This window comes from Megalodesulfovibrio paquesii, assembly GCF_054653055.1.
Genome location: NZ_BAAIGQ010000005.1, coordinates 428311 through 454925 on the forward strand (window position 1 = coordinate 428311; position 26615 = coordinate 454925).

The 26615-nt window shown below is 63.5% G+C and carries 24 protein-coding genes; 13 read left to right on the forward strand and 11 right to left on the reverse strand.

Translation table 11 applies throughout. The features are described from left to right. Positions 1-15 precede the first annotated feature (15 nt). Positions 16-1341, reverse strand: coding sequence for a sigma-54 interaction domain-containing protein (locus tag ACYQ00_RS08465; protein ID WP_460031700.1), 1326 nt, complete (start codon positions 1339-1341; stop codon positions 16-18). 301 nt (positions 1342-1642) lie between these two features. On the opposite strand from ACYQ00_RS08465, the gene ACYQ00_RS08470 reads away from it, so the two are divergent. The 6 genes from ACYQ00_RS08470 to ACYQ00_RS08495 are packed head-to-tail and all read left to right on the forward strand — an operon-like array spanning position 1643 to position 8889. Then, positions 1643-3985, forward strand: a complete 2343-nt coding sequence (locus ACYQ00_RS08470) for a PAS domain S-box protein (protein ID WP_460031701.1) — start codon at positions 1643-1645, stop codon at positions 3983-3985. Continuing rightward, a complete protein-coding gene (locus tag ACYQ00_RS08475; RefSeq protein ID WP_460031702.1) occupies positions 3978-5213 on the forward strand; it encodes a response regulator in 1236 nt (411 codons plus the stop codon). The genes ACYQ00_RS08470 and ACYQ00_RS08475 overlap by 8 nt, the downstream gene beginning before the upstream one ends. Then, entirely contained in the window at positions 5201-5749 is a 549-nt protein-coding gene (locus ACYQ00_RS08480; RefSeq protein WP_460031703.1) for a hypothetical protein, read from the forward strand. Before ACYQ00_RS08475 ends, ACYQ00_RS08480 begins: the two co-directional genes overlap by 13 nt. 3 nt (positions 5750-5752) lie before the next feature. Further along, positions 5753-6712: a universal stress protein gene (locus ACYQ00_RS08485; RefSeq protein ID WP_460031704.1), complete on the forward strand. Its 960-nt coding sequence runs from the start codon at positions 5753-5755 to the stop codon at positions 6710-6712. A gap of 2 nt (positions 6713-6714) precedes the next feature. Next, the gene (locus ACYQ00_RS08490) at positions 6715-7125 is read left to right on the forward strand and encodes a response regulator transcription factor (protein ID WP_460031705.1); all 411 of its coding nucleotides are present in this window, start codon (positions 6715-6717) and stop codon (positions 7123-7125) included. A 42-nt stretch (positions 7126-7167) separates the two neighbouring features. Continuing rightward, entirely contained in the window at positions 7168-8889 is a 1722-nt protein-coding gene (locus ACYQ00_RS08495) for a hybrid sensor histidine kinase/response regulator (RefSeq protein WP_460031706.1), read from the forward strand. 7 nt (positions 8890-8896) lie between these two features. On the opposite strand, the gene ACYQ00_RS08500 is transcribed toward ACYQ00_RS08495, so the two are convergent. The 3 genes from ACYQ00_RS08500 to ACYQ00_RS08510 form a co-directional block, all read right to left on the reverse strand. Then, on the reverse strand, positions 8897-10504 hold the full coding sequence (locus ACYQ00_RS08500) for a hypothetical protein (protein ID WP_460031707.1): 1608 nt from the start codon (positions 10502-10504) through the stop codon (positions 8897-8899). Positions 10505-10569: 65 nt separating this feature from the next. Beyond that, complete coding sequence (locus ACYQ00_RS08505) at positions 10570-11082, reverse strand: hypothetical protein (protein ID WP_460031708.1); 513 nt, start codon at positions 11080-11082, stop codon at positions 10570-10572. A gap of 165 nt (positions 11083-11247) precedes the next feature. Further along, the gene (locus tag ACYQ00_RS08510; protein WP_460031709.1) at positions 11248-11703 is read right to left on the reverse strand and encodes a pyridoxamine 5'-phosphate oxidase family protein; all 456 of its coding nucleotides are present in this window, start codon (positions 11701-11703) and stop codon (positions 11248-11250) included. 208 nt (positions 11704-11911) lie between these two features. On the opposite strand from ACYQ00_RS08510, the gene ACYQ00_RS08515 reads away from it, so the two are divergent. From ACYQ00_RS08515 to ACYQ00_RS08540, 6 genes are all read left to right on the forward strand, one after another. Then, positions 11912-12883, forward strand: coding sequence for a deoxyhypusine synthase family protein (locus tag ACYQ00_RS08515; RefSeq protein WP_460031710.1), 972 nt, complete (start codon positions 11912-11914; stop codon positions 12881-12883). 178 nt (positions 12884-13061) lie between these two features. Continuing rightward, positions 13062-13916, forward strand: coding sequence for a hypothetical protein (locus ACYQ00_RS08520; RefSeq protein ID WP_460031711.1), 855 nt, complete (start codon positions 13062-13064; stop codon positions 13914-13916). A gap of 156 nt (positions 13917-14072) precedes the next feature. Then, positions 14073-14585: a ferritin gene (locus tag ACYQ00_RS08525; protein WP_460031712.1), complete on the forward strand. Its 513-nt coding sequence runs from the start codon at positions 14073-14075 to the stop codon at positions 14583-14585. A gap of 87 nt (positions 14586-14672) precedes the next feature. After that, complete coding sequence (locus ACYQ00_RS08530) at positions 14673-15158, forward strand: ferritin family protein (protein ID WP_460031713.1); 486 nt, start codon at positions 14673-14675, stop codon at positions 15156-15158. A gap of 61 nt (positions 15159-15219) precedes the next feature. After that, positions 15220-16920, forward strand: coding sequence for a 2-oxoacid:acceptor oxidoreductase subunit alpha (locus ACYQ00_RS08535; RefSeq protein ID WP_460031714.1), 1701 nt, complete (start codon positions 15220-15222; stop codon positions 16918-16920). A gap of 9 nt (positions 16921-16929) precedes the next feature. Next, on the forward strand, positions 16930-17781 hold the full coding sequence (locus ACYQ00_RS08540; RefSeq protein WP_460031715.1) for a 2-oxoacid:ferredoxin oxidoreductase subunit beta: 852 nt from the start codon (positions 16930-16932) through the stop codon (positions 17779-17781). Positions 17782-17888: 107 nt separating this feature from the next. Here ACYQ00_RS08540 and ACYQ00_RS08545 read toward each other — a convergent pair whose 3' ends face one another. From ACYQ00_RS08545 to ACYQ00_RS08560, 4 genes are read right to left on the reverse strand one after another with little or no spacing between them, the layout of a single operon-like run. Continuing rightward, positions 17889-18947, reverse strand: a complete 1059-nt coding sequence (locus ACYQ00_RS08545) for a polysaccharide deacetylase family protein (RefSeq protein WP_460031716.1) — start codon at positions 18945-18947, stop codon at positions 17889-17891. Then, positions 18944-20017: a glycosyltransferase family 2 protein gene (locus ACYQ00_RS08550; RefSeq protein ID WP_460031717.1), complete on the reverse strand. Its 1074-nt coding sequence runs from the start codon at positions 20015-20017 to the stop codon at positions 18944-18946. The genes ACYQ00_RS08545 and ACYQ00_RS08550 overlap by 4 nt, the downstream gene beginning before the upstream one ends. Then, complete coding sequence (locus tag ACYQ00_RS08555; RefSeq protein ID WP_460031718.1) at positions 20014-21447, reverse strand: oligosaccharide flippase family protein; 1434 nt, start codon at positions 21445-21447, stop codon at positions 20014-20016. The genes ACYQ00_RS08550 and ACYQ00_RS08555 overlap by 4 nt, the downstream gene beginning before the upstream one ends. Beyond that, entirely contained in the window at positions 21444-22631 is a 1188-nt protein-coding gene (locus ACYQ00_RS08560) for a glycosyltransferase (RefSeq protein WP_460031719.1), read from the reverse strand. Before ACYQ00_RS08560 ends, ACYQ00_RS08555 begins: the two co-directional genes overlap by 4 nt. A 161-nt stretch (positions 22632-22792) precedes the next feature. Between ACYQ00_RS08560 and ACYQ00_RS08565 the strand changes: the two genes are divergently transcribed. Further along, positions 22793-24964: a polysaccharide lyase family 8 super-sandwich domain-containing protein gene (locus ACYQ00_RS08565; protein ID WP_460031720.1), complete on the forward strand. Its 2172-nt coding sequence runs from the start codon at positions 22793-22795 to the stop codon at positions 24962-24964. 100 nt (positions 24965-25064) lie between these two features. Here ACYQ00_RS08565 and ACYQ00_RS08570 read toward each other — a convergent pair whose 3' ends face one another. The 3 genes from ACYQ00_RS08570 to ACYQ00_RS08580 form a co-directional block, all read right to left on the reverse strand. Beyond that, positions 25065-25709, reverse strand: coding sequence for a carbonic anhydrase (locus ACYQ00_RS08570; RefSeq protein WP_460031721.1), 645 nt, complete (start codon positions 25707-25709; stop codon positions 25065-25067). Between the two features lie 105 nt (positions 25710-25814). After that, a complete protein-coding gene (locus ACYQ00_RS08575) occupies positions 25815-25976 on the reverse strand; it encodes a YqaE/Pmp3 family membrane protein (RefSeq protein ID WP_460031722.1) in 162 nt (53 codons plus the stop codon). 106 nt (positions 25977-26082) lie between these two features. Continuing rightward, positions 26083-26607: a YeeE/YedE thiosulfate transporter family protein gene (locus ACYQ00_RS08580; protein WP_460031723.1), complete on the reverse strand. Its 525-nt coding sequence runs from the start codon at positions 26605-26607 to the stop codon at positions 26083-26085. Between the last annotated feature and the right edge of the window lie 8 nt (positions 26608-26615).

Here is a 26615-nt window from a genome sequence, read left to right on the forward strand (position 1 = left end):
GAAAATCAGGGCGCGTTATGCGTCGGCACCCGCGCGCAGGATGCGCCGGAGGGTGTCTTTTGAGATCCCAAGCTCCCGGCAGGTGGCCATTTTCTTGCCCCCATTGCGCTGCAGGGCTTCCATAGCAGCCTGATATCTAATGGATTTTAATCTCCCATCCTGCTTGAGGGAAATATGGTGCGAGTCTGCCGGAAGCAGGTATTCTGGCAGGTGGTCCACCTGGATGTAGCCCTTGCGGCAGAGAATGAATGCATATTCGATGATGTTCTCAAGCTCACGCACGTTGCCGGGAAATCGGTGACGCATGAGCAGCTGATAGACATCCTCAGAGACACCGTGAATGTCCGTTCCTTTGATGCAGTTATTGCGGTTGACGAAGTGGGAGATCAGCAACGGGATGTCTTCCGGCCGCTCTGCCAGCGAGGGGAGACGGATCTGCACCACATTAAGGCGGTAGAAGAGGTCGTCCCGGAACCGTCCTGCATCCACCATGTTCTGCAAATCCTTGTTGGTGGCGGCAATCACCCTGGCCTCGGTGCGCAGGCTTTTGGTGGAGCCCAGGGGCTCGAAGGTCCGTTCCTGGAGCACGCGGAGAATCTTCACCTGCAGCTGCAGGGGCATGTCCCCGATTTCATCCAGAAAAATCGTCCCTGTTCCAGCCATTTGAAAGCGGCCAGGTTTGTCGGACTTGGCATCGGTAAAGGCACCAGCCTTGTAGCCAAACAGCTCAGACTCCAGCAGATTCTCAGGAAGCGCCCCGCAGTTCACCGCCACAAAGGGCCCCTGCTTGCGGGCCGAGAGGTTGTGAATGGCCCGGGCAAAAAGTTCCTTGCCCGTGCCGGATTCGCCAAGCAGCAACACCGAGGCATCGCTTTCGGCAATCTGAGGTAATATCTGGAGAATCCGGATCAGCGACTGGGATTTGGTGACGATGTCATCCAGGGTGTAGCGGCCTTCCAGCTTCTGGCGCATGAGCTGTATGGCTGTGATATCCCGGAATGTTTCCACACCGCCCACAATGTGGCCCATGGCGTCGCGCAGGGGCGCGGCGCTGATGGAGACCGAGAGCTTGGAGCCGTCCGGCTTCACAATGTAAATGGATTTATTGCATAAATTACGCTCCGTTTCCAGACATTCCCGAATGGCACACGCGCCGTCGCAGATGCTGGAATGAAACACCTCCCAGCATTTGCGGCCCATGGCCTCCAGGCTGGAAACCCCGGTAATCCGCTCTGCTGCCCGGTTGAAAAAGGTGATGTTCCAGTCCAGATCGACGGTGAATACGCCGTCGGCAATGGAGTTCATGACGGCATCACAAGAAATGTGGTTGGGAAGGGTCATGCTTCGCTCCCTCTCAATCGCTGCCGGCCCCGCAGGACGAATAATACGCCCGCACGGGAAAAGGCAAGGTGAACTCCAAAAGGCTTCCATAAAACACACCAGACAGGGATGAAACTGCTGGTTTTGGCCTGAAAGGACGCATTTTGCGCCCGGTTGCAGACGCGTCTTGATCCCACTGGACCAGAAACCGCGTCGTTGCTTGGCTGGCGCTGCTGGCACGCAACGTGCTCAGGCAATTACCATGGAACGGTGTATTCCAGAATCGTTCCACCCGTGCACAGCCAGGAGCAGGGAGCGCCCCATGTCCGCGTTCGTGTCCATGTTCTCGTCCATCAGCCGGAGCCTTGCCGGCAAGCTCGTCGTCTCCAACGGCGTGCTGTTGCTGGGCAGCGTGGCCTTGCTGACCTGGGCGGCCATGGTCAATCAGCAGGAGTTGGGCAGCCGGGCGGCTCAGGACGGGGCAGAGCGGCTCTCCACCACCGTCAAGCTGGGCCTGCATTACGCCATGATGCTCAACTCCCGTGACGACATCGCCCAGATTGTGGCCAATATTGCCCGCCAGCCCGAGATTCTGGCCGTGCGCGTGTACAACAAAGACGGCGCCATCAAGTTTTCCAACAGGCCTGAGGAAGTGGACACCGTGGTGGACATGACCCGCGAGGCCTGTGCCCCCTGCCACACCCATGCACCGCCCCGCACCAGTCTGAGCGTCCTGGAGCGCACCCGCATGCGCGAAGACGGCGAGGTGCGGAGCATCGGCATGCTCACCCCCATCGAAAACGAGCCAGGCTGCAGCGAGGGCTGCCACTTTCACCCCGTGGATACCAAGATCCTCGGTGCCATTGATCTGGTGCTCTCCCTGCAGAATTCCGATGAGGAAGTGCAGGCCCTTGGCCGGCGCATGCTGCTTTTTTCCGCCGGCGTGTTCCTGGCTGTGTCCGCACTGCTGCTCTTTTTTATGGGCCAGTATGTGAACCGGCCCATCCGGGCCCTCATCCAGACCACTCGTGGCATTGCCCGCGGTGAGGAACTCCCCGTGCCCGTGACCCGCCAGCGTGATGAAATCGGCCAGCTGGCCCAGGCCGTGGCGGACATGGGCGCAGCCATCGCAGAAAAGCAAAAGGATCTCAACCGCCAGCGTGACGAATACCAGAACCTCTTTGCCAATGTGCCCTGCTTCATTACCGTGCAGGACCGCAATTTTCGCCTGCTCAGATATAATAGGGAATTCAAGGATCATTTCCACCCCAGGCCGGGGCAACCGTGCTATAAGGCATACAAAGGCCGCAACGAAAAGTGCCCGGACTGCCCGGTGGAGACCACCTTCCAGACAGGCCGGTCGGCCACCAGCGAGGAAAGCGGGCTGGACTCTCAGGGCAACCTGCGCCATTGGTTGGTAACCACCGCGCCCCTGCGCGACGAAAAAGGTGAAGTGGTGGCTGCCATGGAAATGAGCCTGGACATCACCGCCCGCAAGGAACTGGAACGCGAGGCCAAACGCCTGGAAGAAAAGTATCAGGCCATTTACCGGACCATTCCCAGCCCGGTCTTTCTGCTCGACCTCACGGGCCTGACCGTGCTGGACTGCAACAAAAGCGCGGAAACAGTGTACGGCATCACCCGCAAGGACATGCTCGGCCGCTATTTTCCGGATTTCTTTTTGCCGGAATCCCGCGATCGCATGGCTGCGGAACTGCAGGTCTGCAAGCCCATTGAGCGCGCGCCGCAGCTGGTGCCGGACGGCCGCACCCTGTATGTGGCCATGCTGGCCACCCCGGTGGAGATTGGCGGCTCACGCGTGCTGCTCATTACCGTCACGGATATCACTCGCCGTCTGGAGGCCGAGCAGCAGCTGGTGCATGCCGGCAAGATGGCCACCCTGGGCGAGATGGCTGCCGGCGTGGCCCATGAGCTGAATCAGCCGCTGACGGTGATCAAGGGTGCGGCCTCCTATTTCCTGAAGAAAATCCGCCGCGGCGAGACCGTGGCCCCGGACGTGCTGGCGGACTTGTCCCAGGAAATGGACAGCCACGTGGACCGCGCCACGCGTATTATCAATCATTTGCGCGAATTCGGGCGGCGGCCGGAGATGGAGCTCAACGAGGTGGACGTGGGCGACGTGCTCGGTCGCTCGCTTGAGATGTTCCGGCAGCAGCTGGCACTGCGGCAGATTACCGTGGAGCTGGACGTCTCTCCCAATGTGCCCAAGGTGATGGGTGATGCCGGCCGGCTGGAGCAGGTCTTCGTGAACATGCTCATGAACGCCCGCGATGCCATTGAGGAAAAATTCCAGGGCGAGCGCGGCCGGGCGGCATTGGGGCCGCTTGGCGCCGGGGATCCCGAAGAAAAGCGCATCGCCATCGTTGCCAGGGACTGCCACGGCTGGGTGCACATCCGCGTGTCAGATACCGGCGGAGGCGTGCCGCCCGGGGTGCAGGCCCGTATTTTCGAACCATTTTTCACAACCAAGGCCACGGGCAAAGGGACGGGTCTCGGCCTGTCCATCAGCTATGGCATCGTGCAGGATTGCGGCGGGGAGATCTTCCTGGAGCGTACGGGGCCGGAAGGCTCCACCTTCCTGGTCATTCTGCCTTCGAGTGATGCTGCGGCCTGTATGTTGCCTGAGGAGGGGACGCATGGTTGATCTCACGTCGGAAAAAACCGTCCTGCTGGTGGACGATGAAGAGGGCATCCGCAAGGTGCTGTCCCTCATCCTGCGCGACGCTGGGTACGAGGTCCATCTGGCGGTGTCCGGTGAGGACGCCCTGAACAGGCTGGCGGAAGTGCAGCCAGCCATTGTGCTCACGGACATCAAGATGCCCGGCATGGATGGCATTGAGCTGCTGTCGCGCATCAAGGCCCAGGATCCGGATATTGAAGTCATCATGCTCACCGGGCATGGGGATCTGGATCTGGCCATCCAGTCCATCAAGCGCGAAGCCACGGACTTCGTCACCAAACCCATCAATGAGGATATCCTGGATATTGCCCTGACCCGCGCCCGCGAGCATCTGGCCATGCGCCGCCAGCTCCGCGAATACACGGAACATCTGGAGCGTCTGGCCCTGGAGAAAAGCCGGGAGCTGGCCGCCGTGGAGCGCTTTGCCGCCGTGGGGCAGACCGCGGCCTCCCTGGCCCATGCCATCAAAAATATCGCCTCCGGGCTTGAGGGGGCCATCTTCCTGATGGAACAGGGCCGCCAGGGCGACAAGGCCATGGAAACCCAGGGCTTCAGCATGCTCAAGGACAATGTGGCCGAAGTGAAACACCTGATGCAGGATTTGCTGCAGATGGGCTCGGAGCGCGTGCCCCTGCGCGCGCCCTGCGATCCGGACCAGCCGGCCCTGGAGGTGGCCTCCCTGCTGCGCCACAAGGCTCTGGAGGCCGGGGTGGAACTGGTGGTGGATGCCAATGCCGGACGCGAGCCCATTCTCATGGACGCCAAGGCTATCCACCAGTGCCTGATGAATCTGGTCGGCAATGCCATAGAGGCCGCGGCCATTCCGCAAAAAGGTCCCCGCAGCCTGGAAGGCCGCACCCAAAACCCACGACGGGTCCATCTGTCCACCAGCCGCCAGGGGCGGTTCATCTGCTACCGCGTGGCAGATACCGGCCCCGGCGTGATGGAAGAAGCCCGCGAACGCCTCTTTGCCGCCTTTGCCACGGGCAAGGCCACAGGCACGGGCGTGGGCCTGATGGCCACCAAGCGCATCGTGGAAGCCCACGGCGGCAGCATCGAGCTGGAAAACGCCGGCCCCCAGGGCGCAACTTTCGCCCTGTGCCTGCCCGCGGCCAGCCCCAAGGGGCTGCTGGCAGCCACCTCCCTTGTGGCAGGGGCGGCAAGGTCAGGGAGGGACGCATGCAGCGAGTGAGTGTGGCCTGCGACGGCTCCCTGCTGGTGGACGGCCACCCCAGCGCACAGGATCCCCTGAGCCTGCTGGGCGAGGCCGTGACCCTGGCGGAAGGCTTCACCCTGGGCAGCTGGTTCCGGATGATTCAGTTGCACCGGGATTTTGCCCGCCTCAGCCAGTTTCTGCCGGCCCTGCTGCAAGGGCTCGAAGGGCGGGAGAAGCTGCCGCCGATCCTGCCCGGCGAGGTGGAAGGGCTCATGCTGGTGCGCACCGTGGAGCTGGTGGGCCATCCGCCCCCGGAACGATTGGACATGTACACGTCGCTCGTCGGCGTTCGAAATGATCACCCCAGCGAGGAGGTTCCCATCAAGCACATTCCCCCTGCGTCCCTGTGGGACGTGCCGTTCCGCCTGGGCCGTTGCCGGCACATGGTCCTGGGCGACCGCTTTGCAGAGTTCGTCTTCGAAACGGTCTTTACCCTGTTCGAGCTGATCGAGGCCGTGGCCTGGCAGCTTTCCTTCCATGGCGCTTCCGCGGAATGCGCCCTCAGGAGGTGACATATGTTCGAGAAGATCCTGTTCGCCACCACCGCGTCCCCCACCTGTGACGATGCCGCCAAGGTGGCTTTTGAACTCTCCAAGAAGAACAAGTCCGAACTGACGGTTTTTCACGTCTTCGGCATCCCCACCCGCGGCTTCTCCACCTTTGCCACGGACGTGCGCACCGGCGGGGAAACCGAGGCCCAGGACCAGAACTATGTGGATCTGGTCAAGGAGGAGATGACTCATACGTATGAAAAGCTGATGGAAGGCCACCCCGGCTGCACCCTGGAAGCCGTGGTGGGCGATCCGGCCATGGAAGTGCTGCGCACGGCCCGCAAGATTGGCGCAGACCTGATCATCATGGGCGCGCACACCCGCGCGGACGATGTGGGCGCCACCCGCCACCGCGCCGTGGCCGGCTCCACCATGCAGCGCGTGGCCCGCACGGCCCGCTGCCCGGTGCTCATCGTCAGCCGCCCCTGCATCACCTGCTGGAGCTACTTCGCCAATATCGTGGTGGGCGTGGATTTCTCCAAGCAGTCCGATCACGCGTTTGCCTTTGCCCGCAACGTGGCCGCAGACATCGGCTGCCGCCTGCACCTCTTCCATGCCATCGACGTGGCCAAGGAAGGCGGTGCCGTGGCCCCGGACCAGGCCACTGTGGAAAAGAAGATCGAAGCCGCCCGCAAGAAGATCGAGGAAAAATACGTCAACAAGATGGAAGGGTTCGACAACTACGTCATCCAGATCTGGGAAGGCGAGCCCTACGTGGAAATCCTCAAGTACGCCCGCGAGGCCAAGGCCGACCTCATCGCCATGGCCCACCACAGCAAGGATGTTGATCCTGAACAGGCTCTTATGGGCTCCACCCTGGAGCAGGTCGTGCTGCGCTCCAACTGCCCCGTGGTCAGCGTGAATCATCCGGACAAGGTGGATGTTTCGCCCTACGGCTACCGGCAGGAACCGGTCGAGGCCTAGCCATGGCCAAGGTGCTGGTGGTGGATGACGAGGCGCACCTGCGGGTCTTCGTCAGCGCCGTCTTCCGCTCGGCCGGCCACGAGACCGCCACAGCCCGCGACGGCGCAGAAGGGTTGAAAAAGGCCAGGGAGATGCAGCCAGACTGCATCTCCCTGGATTTGATGATGCCGGAGCAAGGCGGGCTCAAAATGCTCCAAGGGCTCAAAAACGACCCGACCCTTGCCCGCGTGCCCGTGCTGGTGCTTTCTGCCGTATCCGAACAGGCCTTCCGCCACGCCCTGGCGCTGGTGGAGGCGGGGCTGGGCCGGTCCCTGCACGATGGTGATGCTGGCGGCGCGCCCGTGTTGCACGTGCACAAGCCGCCAACCCCCCAAGGATTGCTGGACGCCCTGGCCTCTCTTCTGGCACAGTGATTCCATCTCTTCAGAACGGGGATTTTGCCCGAAGGAGCACGGATGCAGCAGTGTCAGACGGCCAGCGAGTCCATCTTGCTGGTGGACGACGAAGCCGGCGTGCGCAAGGTGCTGGGCCTGACCCTGCGGGACATGGGCTTCACGGTTATAGAAGCGACCAATGGCGACGAAGCCCTGGCGCATTTTGCGCCGTTGGGCGCACAATCTGCCGTGCCACCGCCTCCGGCCATCGTCGTCACCGACGTGCGCATGCCTGGCAAGAGCGGGCTGGAGGTGCTGGAGGCCGTCAAGGCCGCAGCCCCGGAGACGGAAGTCATCATCGTCACCGGTCATGGGGACATGGATCTGGCCATCCGCGGCCTGCAGCTGGGCGCGGCGGATTTTCTGCCCAAGCCCGTGGGCGAAGGCGCGCTGGAAGTGGCCATTGCCCGGGCCCTGGAGCGCATCGAAACCCGCCGTCAGCTCCACGAATACACCTGCAATCTGGAAGCCTTGGCCCAGTCCCAGGCCGCCCGGCTGGTGGAGATGGAGCGTCAGCTTGCCGCCCGGCAGGTGGTGGAGGGCCTTTCCCAGGCCTTCAGCGGGGTGGCCGCGGACCTGCAGGATGGATTGTCCGTCCTGGATGAGCTGCCCTGCTTCGTCTCCCTGCACGACCGGGAAGGCCGCATCGTCAGCGTCAACCAACGCTACCGCGAACGCCTGGGCGATCCGCACATCGATGGCCCGCACCCCCGGGACAGCTGGGCCATTTATAAGGATGGGGCCTCCCGCAGGCGGACCCTGCCCGTGCCGGCCACCTTTTTTGCCGACTCCCCCCGCCGCGTGCACGAGGTGCTCCTCTGCAAGGACGGCAACGAGATCCCCGCCGTGGTGCACACCGCGCCCATCCGCAATGCCGCCGGCGAGACCGTGCTGGTGATGGAGCTGGCGGTGGACATGGGCGAGCTCAAGCGCCTGCAGACCGAGCTGGCCGCCACCCGCGAGCATCTGGCCTCCCTGGGCTTGGTGGTGGCCTCCCTTTCGCATGGGGTCAAGGGCCTGCTCACGGCCCTGGATGGCGCATTATACGCCATGGAGTCCGGCCTGGAGCGCGAGGACCAGACCCGCATCCGCCGCGGTTTCGACCAGACCAAAGACGTGGCCAGCCGGATCAAGACCCTCATTCTGGACATCCTTTTCTGCGCCAAGCGTCGCGAGCCCGAGCGCCAGACGCTGGACCTGCGCCGCTTTGGCCGCGAGACCCTGAATATGGTCCGCGAAAAGGCCGAGCGCCTGGGGGTGGGCCTGATTCTGGACGTGCCGGCAGCCTCCTCGGACGGCGCGACCGGGGCAGACGATGCCGAACCTCCGGCCACCTTTGCCGCCGACCCGACCCTCCTGGGCGCGGCCCTGGTCAACCTCCTGGAAAACGCCATCGAGGCCTGCGCCAGCCTGCAGCAGGCCGGCGGGGCAGGCGAAGCCAATGCCCGCGCCTGCGCCGTGACCCTGCGCTGCGACCGCCAGGGCGACACCGTGCATATCGAGGTGGAAGACAACGGCCCCGGCATGGACGAATCCACCCGGGCCAAACTGTTCCAGGTGTTTTTCTCCACCAAGGGCAGCAAGGGCACGGGCCTGGGGCTGTTCATCACCCGCCACGCTGTCCAGGCCCACGGCGGCACCATCTGCGTGGATTCGCTCCCCGGCCAGGGCAGCCGCTTCCACATCGACATCCCCCAGACCAAGGAAGCCCGCCCCCAGCACCCGGTGTGCGAGGAGGCGTGAGGGGGACTTAGCTGGAGGGAGACGTTTCCGACTCGCTTTGAGGAGGAGAGGCTTCCGGACAGGCGCGCCGCATGAAGTCGGCCCACCACGCGGGATCATGGTCGCGGAGGGGCTGAAGGTCGGGGTCGGTGGCGAGGTGGGAGCAGGGAGATTGCTTCAAGGCCAGCAGGCTGTTGTCGAGTTCAATCTCCAGCAGGCGTTTTGCCTCATCATGATTCCCAAGCTGTGCTTCGGCGCAAGCCAGGGGGTAGCGAGAGCCCTTTGGTTCTAGGTTTAGGGATAGCATGAACCATCTTTTCGCCTCTTCAAGAAGCTGGATCCTTGAGGGTTCATCCTCGGCCAGTTGTGGTGAGGCGAGAGATAAAAGTGTGCTACCATAGTTGCCAGCAGCGAGATGATCTTGTTGATTTTTCGCGTATGCGCGTTGATATTTGAATTGTGCCTCCTTAAAATACTCTTTTGCGCGATGGAGATTTCCTTGTGACATATACGTCTGCGCTAATTCGGCAAGTGCATTGCCCCAATTAAAGTACGCTTTAGATTTCCACTCTTCTGACCTTGATGAGACATCATAGTGCATAATTGCGTTAGAAATTAGCTTTCGGCCTTCTTCTGGGTTGGATGGCAGTAATATATGAGCTTTCTTTGAGAGGATAATGCCAATACTGAGATTCGTCTCAGGGTCGTTTGGTTTAATGTTAAATGCTTCTAGTAAAGACTCAAGTGCTTGCTGAAGGAGGTTATACCGCTCTTTCTCATCTGCAGTTGGTGTCTCATCCGCGATTTTTGAAAGGACAACCCCAAGATTGTAAAAGGCCTCGTGAAAACGTTTGTTGATAGAGATGGCTCGTTCATATTGTTCTTTTGCCGTCTTTAATAGTTCCATACGCTGGGGCAGATGGCGGGAAAGATCAGCTAAGTACGTGTAGCAAACCCCCAAGCCCAAAAGGGCTCGTTGAGATTTTGGCTCTATCTCAAGCGCCTTTCCCCATGCTTCTCTGGCAGTATTCCAGTCTTCTCTTGCCTGCGCTTGGATAGCTTGGGCGACGTGTTTTGCGTATAGATCCTTATTCTGATTGGCTACCAAAGCCAGATCTTTCGCATCCTCTGGCGTGAGCTCAGCTATGGCATCTAGCTGTAAAACTTTCGATTTGGCAGCTTCGGTATATTGAAGCAAGGTTTGTTGCGCTTCTTCATTAATACTGTGAAGATGCTCCAGAAGCTTTTGGGCTTTAGCTTTTGAATTGTTGTATAGTAATTGGGTTTCTCGTAATTTGTTAGGTATGACAATCAGGGTTACTACTGTGAATACAATTGCTACACCAGCGAGCCAAAGATTTAGCAGTGTTGCTTTAAAATCAACGTATTTTTCAGCGTATTCAATTTGAGTCTTTGTGGCAACCGTCTCCCTCCCAAGCCCCGCCACCTTTCCTTCCACCTCCGCCAGCCCCTTCTTTAATTCCTCCACCTTTTCTTCCAACAGCTTCAGGCGCACCTGATCTTCCACGCTCAAGACCATGATCGTGGGGGCTGTCGTGGCATTCTCGGCGAACCCAGCCGCAGAGCATGCACCGGTGAGCAGCAGGGCCAGTGTCAGCAATCGCAGTCCGCGCATGGGGGCTCCGGGGTTGAGGGGGGCGAGGGAAGCCTAGCGGAGGGCGATGGGAAATGCAATGGTGGTTATTGAGGCTTCTTTTTCGCAGCGGCGGCGCGTGTGGGGGGGGCGGGGCGAGCGACGGGAGGGTGAGGGGTTGAGCGTGGTGTGCCGGGTCTTGGCTGCAATCCCAAGAATTCGTCGAAAAAAGAAAACACCCGCAGCTCCCGCATGCTGTCGTAAAGTTCCAGGCCCATCAGAAAGGCCATGGCGCAGAAGATCAGTCCGAAGAAGATGAAGAAGCCGATGTCGAAGCGCTGGGCGTGGCGGATGGTGGCCAGCCAGTGCATTTTGTAGGCGCCGTACAGCCCGGTGCCGATGACGTAGCCGCTGCAGATGATGCCCGTGGCCACCCGGCCGGCGCGGTGCATGGCGTAAAACTGCATGGCCGTGGTCAGAGGAAAGATGCTCAGGGCCAGCACCATGCAGGAGAGCGGATCCCAGTCCAGATGGTCATAGACCAGCACCCCGAGCAGCCAGGCGAAATACCCGTGTGGCACGAGGATGAGCAGGGCGGGGATGATGGCGATGACGTTCATGGGACCTGCGCCTGGAACCTCGGGATGCCATCACGAGAACGGGTGCGGTCATGCGCACGGGCTTCGGGAGTGCGGCGGTTCATGGGGCCGTCATGCCACGAACCATGCGCAGGGACAAGATTTTTCGTGGAATGCCCAATGGTTCGCTGTGCGGGTGTCGAATCCTCATTCCTCCAGCTGCAGAAAATGCGCGGTTTCCACGTCGTCCAGGAGCTGCAGAGAGGTCATGCGCAGGCGCAGCAGCACAGTCTCCGGACGTCGGGCAAAGGCCTCCAGCCGCGGATGGCGGGCGAGAAAGCGGTGCAGCAGGGCCGGGACCTCATGCGGCGGGGGAGGGGCAAGCAGGACGCTCACGGTCAGGGCCTGCACGGCCTCGCGCGGCGCGGTGGTCCGGGTGTCCACCAGCACGCTGGCATGAGGATTTTGCTGCAGATAGGCAACCTTGCGGGAGCCGGCGGGAGAGACAAGCAGCAGGTGCCGGGTGTCCTCGGCCAGGGTATAGGCCATGAGCGAACAGAGAGGGGTGCCCTCTGACGCGGCCGGGCACGTGGCCAGCACGGCAAGATCCTGTTCGGTCAGAAGGTGCAGGCAACGGCTGAGCAACGAGGGGTGCTGTGGCATGGGGCGCTCCTTGCGCGGATGGGTTCATCTCCCAATGCCTCAGGCCGGGCTGCGAGGCAACGGGTTTGCGCATCGCAAGCAAGCGTGCTATGACCGGAACTCTTGTCAGTGTCTGCAGGACCTCAGCGCGGGGCCGCGCCCCGCGGGCGGCCGCTCCCTGTGGCCTGCCTGTTCTGCATCATCTTGCACCCTAGCCGGAGGAATTTGCATGGGCGCCGTCAGCCAGTTCATGGAGACTCACTACAAACACTTCAACGCCCGGGAAACGTTGGCAGCCGCCAAGGCCTGGAAGGCGCTGCTGGACAAGGGCGGGAAGATGTTCATCACCCTGGCCGGCGCCATGAGCAGCGCGGAGCTGGGCATCTCCCTGAGCCAGATGATCCGCGCCGGCAAAGTCCACGGCATCAGCTGCACCGCCGCAAACCTTGAAGAAGATCTGTTCAACCTCTTCGATAACAACAGCTACGAACTGGTGCCCAACTGGCGCGAGCTGACCGCCGAGATGGAACGCGACCTGCGCGACCGCGGCTTCAACCGCGTGACCGACACCTGCATCCCCGAAACGGTGATGCTCAAGGCCGAATCCACCCTGCTGGACATCTGGACACAGGCCGACAAGAACGGCACCCGCAAGTTCGTCTGCGAGTACTTCTTCGACATGCTGGACCGGCCCGAAATCAAGCAGCATTTTGCCATCCCGGCCGAGCATTCCTGGGTCCTGGCGGCCAAGGAAATGAACGTGCCCATCTTCTCGCCCGGCTTCGAGGACTCCACCCTGGCCAACAAGTTCACGGCCATGGTCATGGACGGCCGGTTGTCCAACCACCAGATCATCAAGAGCGGCACGGAAATCATGGAAGCCCTGGCCAACTGGTACTCCGCCCAGGCCGAGGCCGGCACGCCCGTGGGCTTCTTCCAGATTGGCGGCGGCATCGCCGGGGACTTCCCCATCTGCACCGTGCCCATGCTCATTCAGGATCTGCACAAGGAAGACACCCCCTTCTGGGCCTACTTCTGCCAGATCAGTGATGCCGTGACCTCCTACGGCGGCTACTCCGGGGCCAACCCCAGCGAAAAGATCACCTGGTACAAGCTGGATGTGGATACTCCGCGGTTCATGATCAACTCCGACGCCACCATCGTTGCGCCGTTGATTTTCGCCTACCTGCTGGACTGGTAAGCCACCGGCTCCACGCCGCACCCAGACGCGTTTTCAGACGCCCGCCTCCACCACGGAGGCGGGCGTTTTTTGCGCGATCTCCTGGCCACGGCCGGTGATTGACGGGTGCAGCCGTTGCGCGTATTTTTTGACAATGATGTCTCCTCCCTCGCCAAAGGTGGTGATATTGCGCCATGGTATGCGCCGCCTGCTATGTCTGGCGGCCCTGGCCTGCCTTGCGGCAATGGCCTGGGGCGTGGCGTATGCTGAGGCCGGCAATGCGGGAGGCGAGGCCGGCAGGTCCAGTACGGCCAACCGATCCAGTACGGCCGACCAGTCCAGTCCGGCTGGTACAGGCGAGGCGGCGCGGCTGCCAGTCATCAGAATTCTGTATTATATCCGCCCGCCATACTACATAGAGGATAGCAGCGGCGGAGTGGGGGGGCTGGTCGTCTCCCCCCTGCTCAAGGCCCTGGCCCTGGCCGGCTGGCCCACACGCTGGGAGGTGCTGCCCGCTCCGCGCCAGCTGGAGCGCATCCAGACCAATGCCGACACCACCTGCGCCCTGGGCTGGTTCAAGACGCCGCAGCGCGAGGCGTTTGCCCGCTTTTCTGACGAAATTTACCGCGACAGCCCCGTGGTGGCTCTGGCCAGAGTGGATGCGCCCGGCCTGGCTGACGAAATGGAACTCGCCAGCCTGATGGCGGACCAAACCCTGACCCTGCTGGTCAGGTTCAGTTTTTCTTATGGTTCCTTTGTGGATGGGCTCATTTCCCGGCTGCAGCCCAGACGTATAGTCAGCGACGAGGAGAACATCGGCATGCTGCGCCAGCTCCTGGACGGGCAGGGCGATTATCTGCTCATTGCCCCGGAAGAGGCGGAGCATATTTTCGCCATGGGCGTCTTTGCCCGCAGTGAGTTCCGCATCATCCACTTTCTGGACGCCCCGTCCGGCAACAGCCGCCACCTCATGTGCACCCTGCAGACGCCCAGCGCCTTTCTGGATCGCGTGAACCTGGGCCTGCAAGGGGTGCCGGCCCTGCCCTCGCCATAGCCGGTCTGTCTGCTCCACAAGGCCGTCTGGTTCATGACCGCCCTGCCAGCAGCAGGCGTGTTGCCCGGCGCAACCGCTTGCGCTTGTGGCAAATTCATGGTTTACACTGGGGTCATCACCCCTTCTTCGCCCACGATCCCTTTCCAGGAGCCACCTATGCTGACACAGAAAATGAATGATGCCCTCAACGAACAGGTCAAATGGGAGCTGTATTCCTCCTACCTCTATCTCGGCATGGCCTCCTGGTGTGCGCAAAAAGGGCTGCCGGGTTTTGCCAACTGGATGCGCATGCAGGCCCAGGAAGAGCTCTTCCACGCCATGAAGTTCTACGACTACATCCTGGCCCGCGGCGGCGCGCCGGTGCTGGCGGCCATCGACGCCCCCACCCAGGAATGGGAAACACCGCTGGCCGTGTTCGAGTATGCCCTCGACCACGAATACAGCGTGACCAAGCGCATCAATGATCTCATGGACGTGGCCTACGGCGAACGCGACCATGCCTGCACCATCTTCCTGCAGTGGTTTGTCTCCGAACAGGTGGAGGAGGAAGACTCCTTCAATGATATCCTGGCCAAGCTGCGCCTCATCGGCAGCCAGGGCGAGGGCCTGTTCATGATGGACAAGGAGCTCGCCACCCGTCCGGCTCCCACGCCCCCTGCCGCAGCCTAACCCTGCGCTCGCCTTGCCGGAGAGGGCGGCAGCATCAGCCCTCTCCGGCAGCTTTTCACATTGCATCAACCAATCGGAGCAGTCGCGATGTCCGACGCCTCGACCCCATTGCACCAGACCCTGTGCCAGGCCATGGATCTCTGCACCCGTGCGGTGGAGCTGTATCTCAAGGCTGCCGGCGCCTGTCCGGAACCGGCCATTGCCGCCGTGTTTGAACGCATTGCCGAGCTCAAAACAAACCGGCTGAAGAAACTCGACGCCATGCTGGCCGCCCTGGCCGTGCAGGACGTGCCAGCCGTCTGCACCCTGGATGAGGCGAGCCTGACGCAGGCCGAAGCCGTATTCTCCACCGCGCATGCCTCCTTGCCCAAAACCTGTCCGGCCTCGGCCCTGGAGGCCATTGACGCCGGGCTGGCCCTGGAATTGGAGATCAAGGCATTTTATGAAGCCAGACTCAAACAGGCTGAATATGCCGACGAAACCCGGCTGCTGGAACGGCTGATCCAGGAGTCCAACAGCCAGTACATCATGCTCAGTGAGTTGCAACACTATTACGACGATTCCATGAGCTGAGGCCCGGCCCGTGGCGCACGGGCCGAGGCTTCCGTTTCACGTCAAGTCGCAGGGAGACGCCATGCAGTTGACCGCCGCAAACATCCTCATCGGCGGCGAGGCCGGGCAAGGCCTCGTCACCGTGGGGCAATTGTTGACCAAAGCCCTGGTCCGGGCCGGCTACGATGTGGTCGTCACTCAGGACTACCAGTCGCGCATCCGCGGCGGGCACAATACCTTTGCCATCCGCACCGCCGTGCCTGCCAAGGATTCGGGGACGCCGCGCATCGGCTGCGGCACGGCCGCCGTGGATATCCTGGTGGCCCTCAATCAGGAAACCATCAGCCTGCACGCCGGGGAACTCGCCCCTGGCGGCCTGCTCCTGCTCGGGCAGTCCATGACCGCGGACGGCCTCAATGCCCTGGCCGTGCCGTATAAGGAACTGATTCCCAAACCTATTTTCGAGAATGTCGCCGCCCTGGGCGTGCTCTGCGGGCTGCTTGGCCTGGAGCGGAGCATCCCGGCCGGGCTGGTGAGCGAGCAGTTCCACAAGAAGGGGCAGGAGATCATCGACCAGAATCTGGAAGTGCTGACCAACAGCTTTGACTGGATCGACAGCCAGACCCACGGCTTCGGCCCCCTGGCCAAAGCGCCGGCCCGCGACACCCAGCTGGCCCTGAATGGCAACGAGGCCGTCGCCCTGGGTGCCATGGCCGCGGGCTGTACCTTCTGCTCCTACTATCCCATGACCCCTGCCACCTCCGTGCCCATGATGCTGGCCGCCCATGCCGAGACAATGGGGCTGGTGGTGGAACAGGCCGAGGACGAAATCGCCGCGGTGAATATGGTCCTGGGTGCGAGCTATGCCGGCGCACGGGCCATGACCGCCACCTCTGGCGGCGGCTTCGCCCTGATGGTGGAGGGCGTGTCCCTGGCCGGCATTACCGAAACGCCCCTGGTGGTCTTTCTCTCCCAGCGGCCCGGCCCGGCCACGGGCCTGCCCACCCGTACCGAACAGGCCGACCTGAATCTGGCCCTCTACGCCGGCCACGGCGAGTTCCCCCGTGCGCTCTTCGCCCCCGGCACCGTGGAGCAGTGCTTCCACCTCACCGTGCATGCCTTCAACCAGGCGGAAAAGGCCCAGACCGTGGCCTTTGTCCTATCCGATCAATTCCTTGCCGATTCCGTGCGCAACGTGGAACCTTTCGACCTCAAGGCGCTGCCCGCGCCTGTGCTGCCAGATCGCTCCGACGACAACCCCGAAGCCTACGAGCGTTACGCTGTGACCGATTCCGGCGTCTCCCCCCGCCGCCTGCCCTGCCTGGGCAAATCCCTGGTGGTTCTTGATTCTGACGAGCACACCCCCGATGGGCACATCACCGAGGATCTCCAGGTCCGCATCGTCATGCACGAGAAGCGCATGCGCAAGCATGACCTGCTCCTGGCCGATGTCATCGCCCCGGACTACGACGGTCCCGACACCCCGGAACTCCTGCTCCTGTGCTGGGGCTCCACCCTGGGCGCGGTGCAGGAAGCCGCGGCCACCCTGCGCGGGCAGGGCCACAGCGTGGGCGTGCTGCACTTCACCCAGCTCTGGCCCCTCAGGCCCGAGCAGTTCCTGCCCCTGTGCCAGCGCGCCGGGCGGACGGTGATGGTGGAAGGCAACTTCGCCGGCCAGCTGGCCAACTGCATCCGCATGGAAACCGGCTATGGCGTCGATGCCCGCATCCTGCGCTACGACGGCCTGCCCTTCACCGCCCAATACATCCTGGACCGCCTGTAGGAGCCTGCCATGCTGAATACCGAAATCTACGGCGAGTTCGAGACCGCCTGGTGCCCCGGCTGCGGGGATCACGCCATCATGAAATCCTTGAAGAAAGCCCTGGCCACCCTGGAACTTGCGCCCCACCAGTACGTGCACTGCTCGGGCATCGGCCAGGCCGCCAAAACCCCGCATTACCTGCGCTGCAACTGCTTCAACGGCCTGCATGGCCGCAGCCTGCCCCCGGCCCAGGCCATCAAGCTGGCCAATCCCGAGGCCACGGTGCTCGTCAGCTCCGGAGACGGCTGCTCCTACGGCGAGGGCGGCAACCACTTCCTGGCTGCCATCCGCCGCAATGTGGACATGACCGTCATCGTCCACGACAACCAGATCTACGGCCTGACCAAAGGCCAGGCCAGCCCGACCACCATCGAGGGCTCCAAAACCAAAAGCCAGCCCTGGGGCGTGACCAACCAGCCATTCAACCCCGTGGCCGTGGCCGTGACCATGAAGGCCAACTTCGTGGCCCGCAGCTTCTCGGGCATGATGGATCACCTGACGGACATGATCGTCGCCGCGGTGCGCCACCCCGGCTTCTCCCTGGTGGACGTGATGCAGCCCTGCGTGTCTTTCAATAAGATCAATACCTTCGCCTGGTACAAGGAACGCTGCAAGCCCATCCCCGATTCCCACGATCCCACGGACTGGGACGCCGCCATGCAGCTGGCCACCACCTTTGGCGAGACCATCCCCATGGGCATCCTCTACAAAAACGACCGCCCGCCACTCCATACCCGCTACAAGGCCCTGGCCCAGGGGCCGCTGTGCAACCGCACGCCAAACCTGGAAGGCCTGGCGCGGATCATGGAAGGCTTTGCGTAGGAGAGGGGGAGCCTCTGAGGAACCTCTTTCTGATGAAGGGGTTCCTCAGCCTTCCATTCGAGGGGGCGCGGGGGAACTGAGTTCCCCCGTTCTTTTTTCCCCTTTTCCTATCTCCCCGTCATCAGCACCCATTGAAACAGTGCCTGCTCGTAGCCCTTGGGGCCGGCGGTTTTCTTTTCGTAGAGATTCACCCGGCGCACGCGCATGAGGTCCAGGGATTCGTCGTTGAAGCCGCGTTCCAGGGTGGCGGCGCTGGTGTAGCCGGCCTCCAGGGCGGCCTTGCGCACGGCAAGGGTGTGGTCGCCGTTGGGATAGGCCAGGGCGCGGACGTCCTGGCCCAGGGCCTCGCGCAGGGTCTGGCGGGAATCGGCCAGCTGGGCGGCGCGGACCTCGGGCGCTGCGGCCGGAAGCAGGACATGATCCACGGTGTGGGAGCCGAAGGCGATGCCGTGCTGCGCGGCGCGGGCCTGCATGGCGCGGACGTCGTCCCAGGTGAGCATGGCGGCGGAGTCCGGCAGGGTAGGGTGCCCGAGGAAATCCAGCAGCGCCACGGCCATGCGCTCGCCCACGTCGGCGCCCAGGCGGGGAGCGGCCTGTTTGCAGGCGGCGATGAGGGTCGGCGCTGTCGGGGTGGGGAGGGTGTCCCAGAGCGTCATCAAGTCCGGAGGCAGGGCCGGCGCTTCGGAACGCGTGGCGAGCTGGGCCATTGCCATGGTCAGCCGCTCCTGCCAGAAGACCCGGGGGGCATCCGGCATGGAGCCCGGCGTTGATCCGATATGCCCGGTGCTCAGATAGACCAGGGCCGGCAGGCGGTGCTGCTCCAGGATGGGCAGGGCCGTGGTCAGGGTGTCCTTCCAGCCGTCGTCAAAGGTGATGGCCACGGCGCGGCGGGGCAGGGTCCTGCGGGCCAGACGTTCCAGGCCGTCTTCCAGCGGCAGCACGGCGCACTCAGCAGCCAGAAGAGCCATCTGTCGGGCAAAGGTGTCCTCGCTGATGACGATGTGCGGGGAGCTGGGACAGCCGGCCAGCTGGGCAGCGGGCAGCACGCGATGGTAGCAGAGCACCAGCAGGGATTGCGCGCGCCGGGCCAGGCGCGGCACACCCAGGCCGGCGGCCTGGCCGCCCAGATGTTTCAGCCGGCGCTTGAGGGAGGCGAGGGCGCTCATGGGTTCAGGTACTCCCGGACCCTGTCTTCCCAATGGTCCTTGGTTTCGGCACGGCGGGCCAGGGCCTGGAGGGTGCCGAGCATCCGGGCCAGCACGCCCAGCATGTCCAGCACGGGGATGCACAGGATCACGGCGATGCGTTGGGCGGCGCGGTCGGCCTGCTCGATCTGCGGATGCGGCCGGGTGCACCAGGTCTTGAAGGACTTGACCGCCTGCAGCGCCGTCAACACGAACAGCAGGGCCAGAGCCAGGGGGCGCGCGGCGGGGAGGAACAGACTCAGGACCAGCAACAGGGCCAGACCCAGGTACTTGGCCACCTCCGGCCAGTTGCGGAGAAGCATTTCCCAGGTGCGCAGGCTGCGGCGCTGGCCGCGGACACGGCGTTCCAGCACCCGGCCCAGCCCGGGACCGAGCTGCCAGAGGACCACAGCCTCCTCGGCAAAGGCCAGGCGCGGCGTCTGCTGCGAGACCTTGCGCACAAAGAGCGGGTCCGCGCCAAAGCGCAGCCAGTCCGCAAATCCGCCGGCCCGTTCCCAGATTTCCCGACGGTAGCAGACAGAATCCCCGCCCGCGGCATGGGCGATGAAGGAGGGCGCGTCCCGGGGCGTGTCCGGGGGGGCGGCGCTGCGGATACAAGGACCGCGAAAGGTCACGGCACCGTAGATGGAGCCGAGATCAATGCGGCGGCCGAAGATCGTTTTCCAGATGGGCATGATCCGACTGTCACCGGTGACGTAGTCGGCCTCGCCTTTGAGGATGGGCGCGCGGATGGCGTCCAGCCAGCCGGGGCAGGGCAGGTTGCCGCCATCGCACTGGGCGATGAGGGGGGCGTCCGTGGCCCGGATGCCGGCGTTGCGGGCCGCACCGGGAAAGGCCCCAGGCGCGCGCACGGGCCGGACCTGCGGATGCGTGGCCGCAAAACAGCTGACGAACTCCCAGGTGCCGTCATCAGACCCGGCGTCCACAGCCACCAGCTCGTCCTCTGGTCCCAGCTGGGCGTAGAGCGTGGTCAGCAGCGCGGCCAGACCGGTCAGCTCGTTTTTCATGGGCACGATGACCGCGGTTTTCATGAGCGTTCCTTCTTGCCACCCAGCTTTTTGCCAATAAACCCGGCGAGTTGACGGCGGATGACGGCGAAATCGTTACGGGTCAGGAGCAGCATGGAGGCCGGGCGCGCGCCGGTGATGCGCATGAAGCAGATCAGGCACGTCACAGCGGAAAAGGTATAGCAAATGCTGGAGGTTAATGCCGCGCCGGCAATGCCCAGCAGGGGGATGGCGATGAGGTTCAGCCCCAGGTTCAGAAGCATGGACCCCACGTTGATCCAGGAGAGCAGCCCCGGCCGGTTCAGGCTGTACAGGTCGGCCTTGATCAGCTGGTAGATCGCCAGGGCCATGATTCCCGGCAGGAGCAGGATCAGGGAGGGCAAAGAAGGCAGAAAGTCCCGCCCGTAGAGCACCAGGATGATGGGCTTGGCCAGCAGGGCCGTGACCAGGAGCATGGGCGTGACCACGGCCACGGTGTATTTGATGATGGTGGCGGAAAAGGCCCGGGCCGTGGACTGGTCCTCGTCCAGGGCCATTTCCATGCGCAGGGGCATGAAGGGCATGGACACGGCCTCGGGCAGAAAGAGCAGCATCTCGGCCAGGGAGACGGCCGCGGCGTACTGGCCAAGATCCTCGGCCGGGAGAAAATGCGCCAGCAGCAGCAAATCCACCCGTCTGGTCACCGCGCCGGCAAACTGGCTGATGTTGCCGCGCAGGCCGTAGCCGATGGCCTGGCGCGCCAGGGAAAAACGCAGCCCCAGCCCGCCGGACTGCCGGGCCAGACGGTACACGGTCATCACACTGACCACCAGCATGGACAGCAGCCAGGACCAGCAGGCCGCGGCCAGGGCGTCCCCCAGGAGGGGCCACAGGACCAGCAGCACCACCATGGGGGCCACGGAGGTCATCAGGGAGATGAGATTCAGAAAATGAATGTCCCGCGCGGCCATGAGCAGGTCGTTGCACAGGCGTTCGGAAAGCGTCAGGGGAATGCCGAAGAGGATGAAGAAACCGATGGCCTGGATGGCGGCGCGGTTGGCGGCCATGAAATTTTCGCCCAGGTGATGCAGGGCCAGGGCCAGACAGGCCAGGACCGCGCCCTGGACAATGGCGTAACAGACGGCATTGCCGGTCAGGTGCTTGAGGGATTCCTTTTTGGTGGCCCCAAGGTACAGGCTGCCCAGGCCAAAGCCGAGATTGCCAAAGCTGACGAAGAGGCCGGGGATGGTGTTCAATAAGCCATAAATGCCGCGGGCTTCCGGGCCAAGGATGCGGGTGAGCAACACATTCTTGCCCACGCGCAGGGCCAGCTTGGCCACGGTGGCCAGCAGGGTGGAGAAGGCGAAGCCTTTGAGCCGGTTGAGGGAATGCTCCAGCGAGGAGGGGGCTGGCTCGGCCGCGGGGTGACCTTGTTGCGACTGCGGATCTGGCGGTGGGGCGACAGGGCTGGTCATCGGCGTCCTGCCAGGGTTTCGTACAGGGTGGTCATGGCTTCAACCCGGCCAAGGAACGAGAACTCGCGCTCCACGCGGGCCCGGCCGGCTTCACCCAGGCGGCGGGCCAGGGCCGGATCGTCCAGCAAAGAAAGGACACGGTCGGCCAGACGCGTCTCGGTCACCCCGTGTGCTGGATCGGATGGCACGAGGAATCCCGTTTCCCCCTCCACCACCAGATCAGGCACCCCGCCCACGGCGGTGGCCACCACGGGCAGGGCCATGGCCATGGCTTCCAGCACGTTGTTCGGCATGCCTTCGGTGCGGGAGGAGTTGACCAACACTGTCAGCCGGCTCATGAGGCCGCGGATGGCATCTTCTTCCAGGCGGCCCAAAAAAAGGGTCCGCTCGGCGAGGCCCAGTTCGCCGGCCAGCCTCCGGGCATTTTCCAGGGCCGGACCTTCGCCGGCCAGGACGATGCCGACCTCAGGACGTTTACGGGCCACCAGGGCAGCCATGCGCAGAAATCGGTCCGGAGCCTTTTCGTCGGATAATCTTCCCACATAGCCAATCCAGGGCCGGTCCGGGGCCAGATTGGCCGGGGCGGCCAGGGCGGGGTGCTCACGCTGGGCGTGGCCTGCGGCGGGAGTCCAGCGGTCGGTATCCACGCCATTGGGCACATAAAGCACGCGGCGGGCGCGAGCCTTGAGGGCCGCCTGTTCCAGGGGTCGGCTCACGGCCACCACCGCCTCCAGATGCCGCAGGCAGTAGCGGTCCATCGCAGCGTAGAAGGCGCTCTTGCGGGAGCGGGGGGCGGTCCAGCCATGCAAGGTGGTGATGACCCGGATGGGCCGGGGCAGCAGACCGGATAAGAGGCCAGATAACTGGCGTGGCAGCAGACTCAGAAGCGTGCCATAGGCGTCACCCTTGGGCTCGTGGCAGTGCAGGATATCAATGCTGTTGCGGTGGAGGAACCGAACCAGTCCCATCAGCTGCCGTGGGTCGATGAAGGCCCCGCCCGGCAGCCGGGCCAGGTGCGTGCCTGTGGCTTCGGCGCGCACGGAGATGCCTTCCAGGGGGTCGCCAGGCTTGTGCAGGTACAGGCAGTGCAGCTTTGCACGGGCGGGGTTGATCAGCGCCGCCTCGGTGAAGATGGTCTTGTCCGGTCCGCCACCGCCGCCCGAGGCGCTGCGCAGGTGCGCCACGGCGACAGGGCCTGGATTCATCTTTGGAATGGAAGGAGGAGCATCTGCCGGCATGAATCACACGTCTGGATTTGAGGATGACGCCGCATGGGCCCGTCGGGTATGCTTTCCCGTACCACACCCCGGCCTGGACAGCAAAGAAAACACGCCAGGAGGCTGCGATGATACGATCTCATTTCCCGCTTGCCCTGCTGCTGAGCCTGTGCGCCTGTCTGGCGTCTGCCCTGCCTGCGATGGCGTCGGAGGATTCGGATCGGGTCCGTCAGCAGGTGCTGGAAGCCCTGTTGCAGGAGGAGGGCGGTGTGAAGCCGCAGGATGTGGAATGGCTGCTCAAGAACATGAGCGCCTCGGGCCGCTGGCCGGACATCGACTATCAGGATGTCAGCGCTGCCCGCTGGAAACCGCGTGAGCACCTGGAGCGTGTGCTCCATCTGGCCGGAGCCTGGGCCACGCCCAAGGGAGCGTTCACCAACAGCGCAACCGTGCTGGATGCCTGCCGCCGGGGCCTGGGTCTGTGGCTGGACAAGGATTATCAATCCAAAAACTGGTGGTACAACGAGATTTCCGTGCCCAAGCGCATGGGCTCCATCATGCTGCTCCTGGAGCCGCAGCTGGAGCCCGAGACCCTGCACCGCGGCCTGGATATCGTCAACCGCGGCTGGGCCCGGCCTGATCCGGAAGACTGGGAGGCCAACACCAACCAGGTGGACAGGGCCTTCATCCGCATCCTCCAGGGTTGCCTGACCCGCGACGCCGCCATGCTGGGCGAGGCCTTTGCCTCGGCCTCCTTCACCCTGACCCAGGACCCGGCCCAGGCCCGCAAGACTGGCGGCATCCAGCCGGATCTGAGCTTTCAGATGCACGGGCCGCAGCTCTATACCGGCGGCTATGGCCTGCAGTACCCTGCCTATGTCCTTGAAATTGCCCGCTTTGCCCGTGGCACGCAATGGGCGCTCACTCCGGTCCAGCTGGACACGCTCCTGCGCTACATGCTGGACCATCAGCGCTGGGTGGTCCGGGCCCGGTGGCTGGATCCGGCCACCCTGGGCCGCAACATCTCCCGCCCCCAGGCCGATGACGCCTCCATCCTGGACCGCGGGCTGGAACTGGCCAGCCTGTTCAATCCCTCCCGGCTGGATGAGATCAATGCCTTTCGCGAGGAGATCAAAACTCCCGGCCGCGGCGGGCCGGTGGGCAACCGGCAGTTCTGGTGCTCGGATTACATGACCCACCGCCGGCCCGGCGTGCTGGCCTCGGTCAAAATGGTCTCCTCCCGGACCAGGGGGACGGAAACCGGCAACAACGAGAACCTCAAGGGCCAGCACCTGTCCCAGGGCAGCTTCTTTCTGTTGCGCCGGGGAGACGATTATTCCGGCCTCTTTCCGGTCTGGAACTGGCGGATGGTGCCCGGCGTCACTGCAGCGCAGGATCCGGGTCCCTTTAGCCAATACAAATGGGGCCGAGGCTCGGAAGGGGAAACGGACTTTGCCGGTGGGGTCAGCGATGGCATGAACGGCCTCGCAGCCATGGATTTCCGCTCCGAAGGTTTAGCCGCGCGCAAGAGCTGGTTCTTTTTTGATGACCTGGCCCTGCTCCTGGGCGCGGGCATTTCGCATCCTGGCGGGCCGGTGTTCACCACCATCGACCAGCGCCGCCTGAGTGGATCTCTTGTGGGCACAGACCCCGCGGGCAAACCCCTGTCCCCTGCCCCGGTCACGCTGACAGCCCCCAGCCAGTCCGCACGCTGGGTCTGGAACGGCGGCGTGGGCTGGTTGTCCATGGACGACTCGCCCCTGCAGGTCCGGGCTGCGGTGCAGGAAGGCGACTGGCAGGACATCAACCAGAGCTACGACTCCATCCCCGCGAGCGAAAAGGTCCTGAGCCTCTGGAAGGATCATGGCGTCAGCCCCCGGGAGGCCACCTATGCCGTGCTCGTGGGCCTGGCCCAGGACGAGGCCGCCTTCCGCACCCTGGTCAAGTCCCCCTCCGTCCAGGTGCTGGCCAACACCCCGGCGCTCCAGGCGGCCGCCTGCCCGTCCAGAAATTTGACTGGCGCGGCCTTCTATGCCCCCGGAGAGCTGACCATCCGCCCGGGTCTGATCCTGCAGGCGGTCCAGCCGTGCCTGGTCTGGCTCGTCGAAAGTCAGGACACCATGGCCGTAAGCGTGGCCAACCCGCGCAATCAGGGCCTGACGGCCGAACTGCGGCTCTCCTTCCCGCTCGTTGGCGAAGGCGCAACGCCAGAGGGCGGCCAGACCCGTCTGAGTCTTCCCTTGCCGGAACACGAGCTGGCCGGCAGCACGCGGACCGAGGTGTACAAGAAGGGCAGGTAAGCGCCGCAGCGGCTCCAGGCCTGCAGACCGCCGTGTGGCCAATGCCAAGGGGGATGCCGTGATCACGGCATCCCCCTTGGCTGGTCTTTTCGCGTGTCCCCTACGAGCAGCGGGGTGCGAGGGGCTCAAACGCGGAGGATTCGGCGAGGTAGCTCATGAGGTCGCCGGTGCGCAGGTCGAAGTACCAGCCGTGCAAAAAGAGGGTGCCGGCCTCCACGCGGGATTTGATCCACGGGAAGGTCAGCAGGTTTTCCAGGGAGACCAGGATGGCAGCCTGTTCACAGGCCTGCTGTTGCAGCTCGGCAGGCTTGTCAGCCAGATCGGCCAGGGTCTGCTTGCGGGCGCGGTCGGCAATGCCGACCCAGTTGCCCAGGAACTCGGTGTGGCCGCCCTGCTCGGGCAGGGCCATGAGGGTCTGGATGCCGCCACAGCAGGAGTGGCCAAGGACAATGATGTGCTCGACCTCCAGACGGGTCACCGCATGTTCCAGGGCCGCGCTGACGCCGTGGTGGCTGGCGTCCGGGCCATATGGGGGCACAAGATTGGCCACGTTGCGGACCACCAGCAGCTCGCCGGGCTGGCTGCCGGTGAGGATGGCCGGGTCCACGCGGGAATCGATGCAGGCAATAACCAGGGTGCGCGGCTTCTGGCCGGCTTTCAGGGTGTCGTAGAGGCTGGAATCATCGCAAAAAAAGCGTTTCTGGAACTGCTTGAAGCCTTTGATGAAGCGGGCGATGTCATGCATGGGTAGGGTGGGGCGAAAGGTTCGGCGCGCAAGGATGTGCAGCAGACCATCTTGTACAGATAACAGCCGTCCGCCGCAAGTCCTCCAAAAAAAGGCAGGAATGGGCTAGTATTTGGCGATGACCCAGATGGCGTGCACCAGACCGGGGATGTAGCCCAGCAGGGTGAGCAGGATATTGAGCCAGAAATGCTTGCCGATGCCCACCTGCATAAACACGCCCAGGGGCGGGATGATCACCGAAAGGACAATGCGGAGAAAGTCGGCCATAAGAGCTCCTGATTAGGATACGGGAACGCCTCCCTGCGTGCCACAGGGAAGGCAATCGTATTCCTTACATCCACTCGCCGAGGCTGGCAAATGACATTCGAGCAAGCTACAGCCGCCGTCCCTCGAAAAACCGGAACAGGAATCCCGCCCCCACGGCCAGCAGCACGACGACCGGCCAGGGGCCCGTGCCCAGGAGCTGGCCCAGCGTCAGCTTGCCCAGATCGCCCCAGGCCAGAATCGTGCGCTGGAAGAATGGATAGAGTTCCGCAAAGATGCCGGCACCCACCAGCATGCCCAGAATGGCCCAGAGCCCGTCGAGCCGGCCTTCGCCCAGGGCCCCGGCCGCCGTGCCCGGGCAATAGCCGCACAGCCCCCAGCCCAGCCCGAACAGCAGCCCGCCGCCAATCACGCCACCCACGTTGAAGCTCTTGATGGAAAACTGCACCAGCCCGAACAGATCCAGCAGATGCAGGCCCACAGCCCCCACCACCACGGTGGTGAGCATGAACTTGACGATGGTCATATCCTTGAGCCGCAGCGCGCCCAGCTGCTTGTCGTAGCGCTGCACCCGGCAGCGTTGCAACAGCACGCCAAAGAGCACGCCGGTGACGAGTCCCCATACCAGATCCATGATGCGCC

Bases quoted from the DNA above. Each gene is read 5' to 3' on its own strand.
- ACYQ00_RS08465 (WP_460031700.1), bottom strand. From the start codon at position 1,341: ATGACCCTTCCCAACCACATTTCTTGTGATGCCGTCATGAACTCCATT.
- ACYQ00_RS08470 (WP_460031701.1), top strand. From the start codon at position 1,643: ATGTCCGCGTTCGTGTCCATGTTCTCGTCCATCAGCCGGAGCCTTGCC.
- ACYQ00_RS08475 (WP_460031702.1), top strand. From the start codon at position 3,978: ATGGTTGATCTCACGTCGGAAAAAACCGTCCTGCTGGTGGACGATGAA.
- ACYQ00_RS08480 (WP_460031703.1), top strand. From the start codon at position 5,201: ATGCAGCGAGTGAGTGTGGCCTGCGACGGCTCCCTGCTGGTGGACGGC.
- ACYQ00_RS08485 (WP_460031704.1), top strand. From the start codon at position 5,753: ATGTTCGAGAAGATCCTGTTCGCCACCACCGCGTCCCCCACCTGTGAC.
- ACYQ00_RS08490 (WP_460031705.1), top strand. From the start codon at position 6,715: ATGGCCAAGGTGCTGGTGGTGGATGACGAGGCGCACCTGCGGGTCTTC.
- ACYQ00_RS08495 (WP_460031706.1), top strand. From the start codon at position 7,168: ATGCAGCAGTGTCAGACGGCCAGCGAGTCCATCTTGCTGGTGGACGAC.
- ACYQ00_RS08500 (WP_460031707.1), bottom strand. From the start codon at position 10,504: ATGCGCGGACTGCGATTGCTGACACTGGCCCTGCTGCTCACCGGTGCA.
- ACYQ00_RS08505 (WP_460031708.1), bottom strand. From the start codon at position 11,082: ATGAACGTCATCGCCATCATCCCCGCCCTGCTCATCCTCGTGCCACAC.
- ACYQ00_RS08510 (WP_460031709.1), bottom strand. From the start codon at position 11,703: ATGCCACAGCACCCCTCGTTGCTCAGCCGTTGCCTGCACCTTCTGACC.
- ACYQ00_RS08515 (WP_460031710.1), top strand. From the start codon at position 11,912: ATGGGCGCCGTCAGCCAGTTCATGGAGACTCACTACAAACACTTCAAC.
- ACYQ00_RS08520 (WP_460031711.1), top strand. From the start codon at position 13,062: ATGCGCCGCCTGCTATGTCTGGCGGCCCTGGCCTGCCTTGCGGCAATG.
- ACYQ00_RS08525 (WP_460031712.1), top strand. From the start codon at position 14,073: ATGCTGACACAGAAAATGAATGATGCCCTCAACGAACAGGTCAAATGG.
- ACYQ00_RS08530 (WP_460031713.1), top strand. From the start codon at position 14,673: ATGTCCGACGCCTCGACCCCATTGCACCAGACCCTGTGCCAGGCCATG.
- ACYQ00_RS08535 (WP_460031714.1), top strand. From the start codon at position 15,220: ATGCAGTTGACCGCCGCAAACATCCTCATCGGCGGCGAGGCCGGGCAA.
- ACYQ00_RS08540 (WP_460031715.1), top strand. From the start codon at position 16,930: ATGCTGAATACCGAAATCTACGGCGAGTTCGAGACCGCCTGGTGCCCC.
- ACYQ00_RS08545 (WP_460031716.1), bottom strand. From the start codon at position 18,947: ATGAGCGCCCTCGCCTCCCTCAAGCGCCGGCTGAAACATCTGGGCGGC.
- ACYQ00_RS08550 (WP_460031717.1), bottom strand. From the start codon at position 20,017: ATGAAAACCGCGGTCATCGTGCCCATGAAAAACGAGCTGACCGGTCTG.
- ACYQ00_RS08555 (WP_460031718.1), bottom strand. From the start codon at position 21,447: ATGACCAGCCCTGTCGCCCCACCGCCAGATCCGCAGTCGCAACAAGGT.
- ACYQ00_RS08565 (WP_460031720.1), top strand. From the start codon at position 22,793: ATGATACGATCTCATTTCCCGCTTGCCCTGCTGCTGAGCCTGTGCGCC.
- ACYQ00_RS08570 (WP_460031721.1), bottom strand. From the start codon at position 25,709: ATGCATGACATCGCCCGCTTCATCAAAGGCTTCAAGCAGTTCCAGAAA.
- ACYQ00_RS08575 (WP_460031722.1), bottom strand. From the start codon at position 25,976: ATGGCCGACTTTCTCCGCATTGTCCTTTCGGTGATCATCCCGCCCCTG.
- ACYQ00_RS08580 (WP_460031723.1), bottom strand. From the start codon at position 26,607: ATGGATCTGGTATGGGGACTCGTCACCGGCGTGCTCTTTGGCGTGCTG.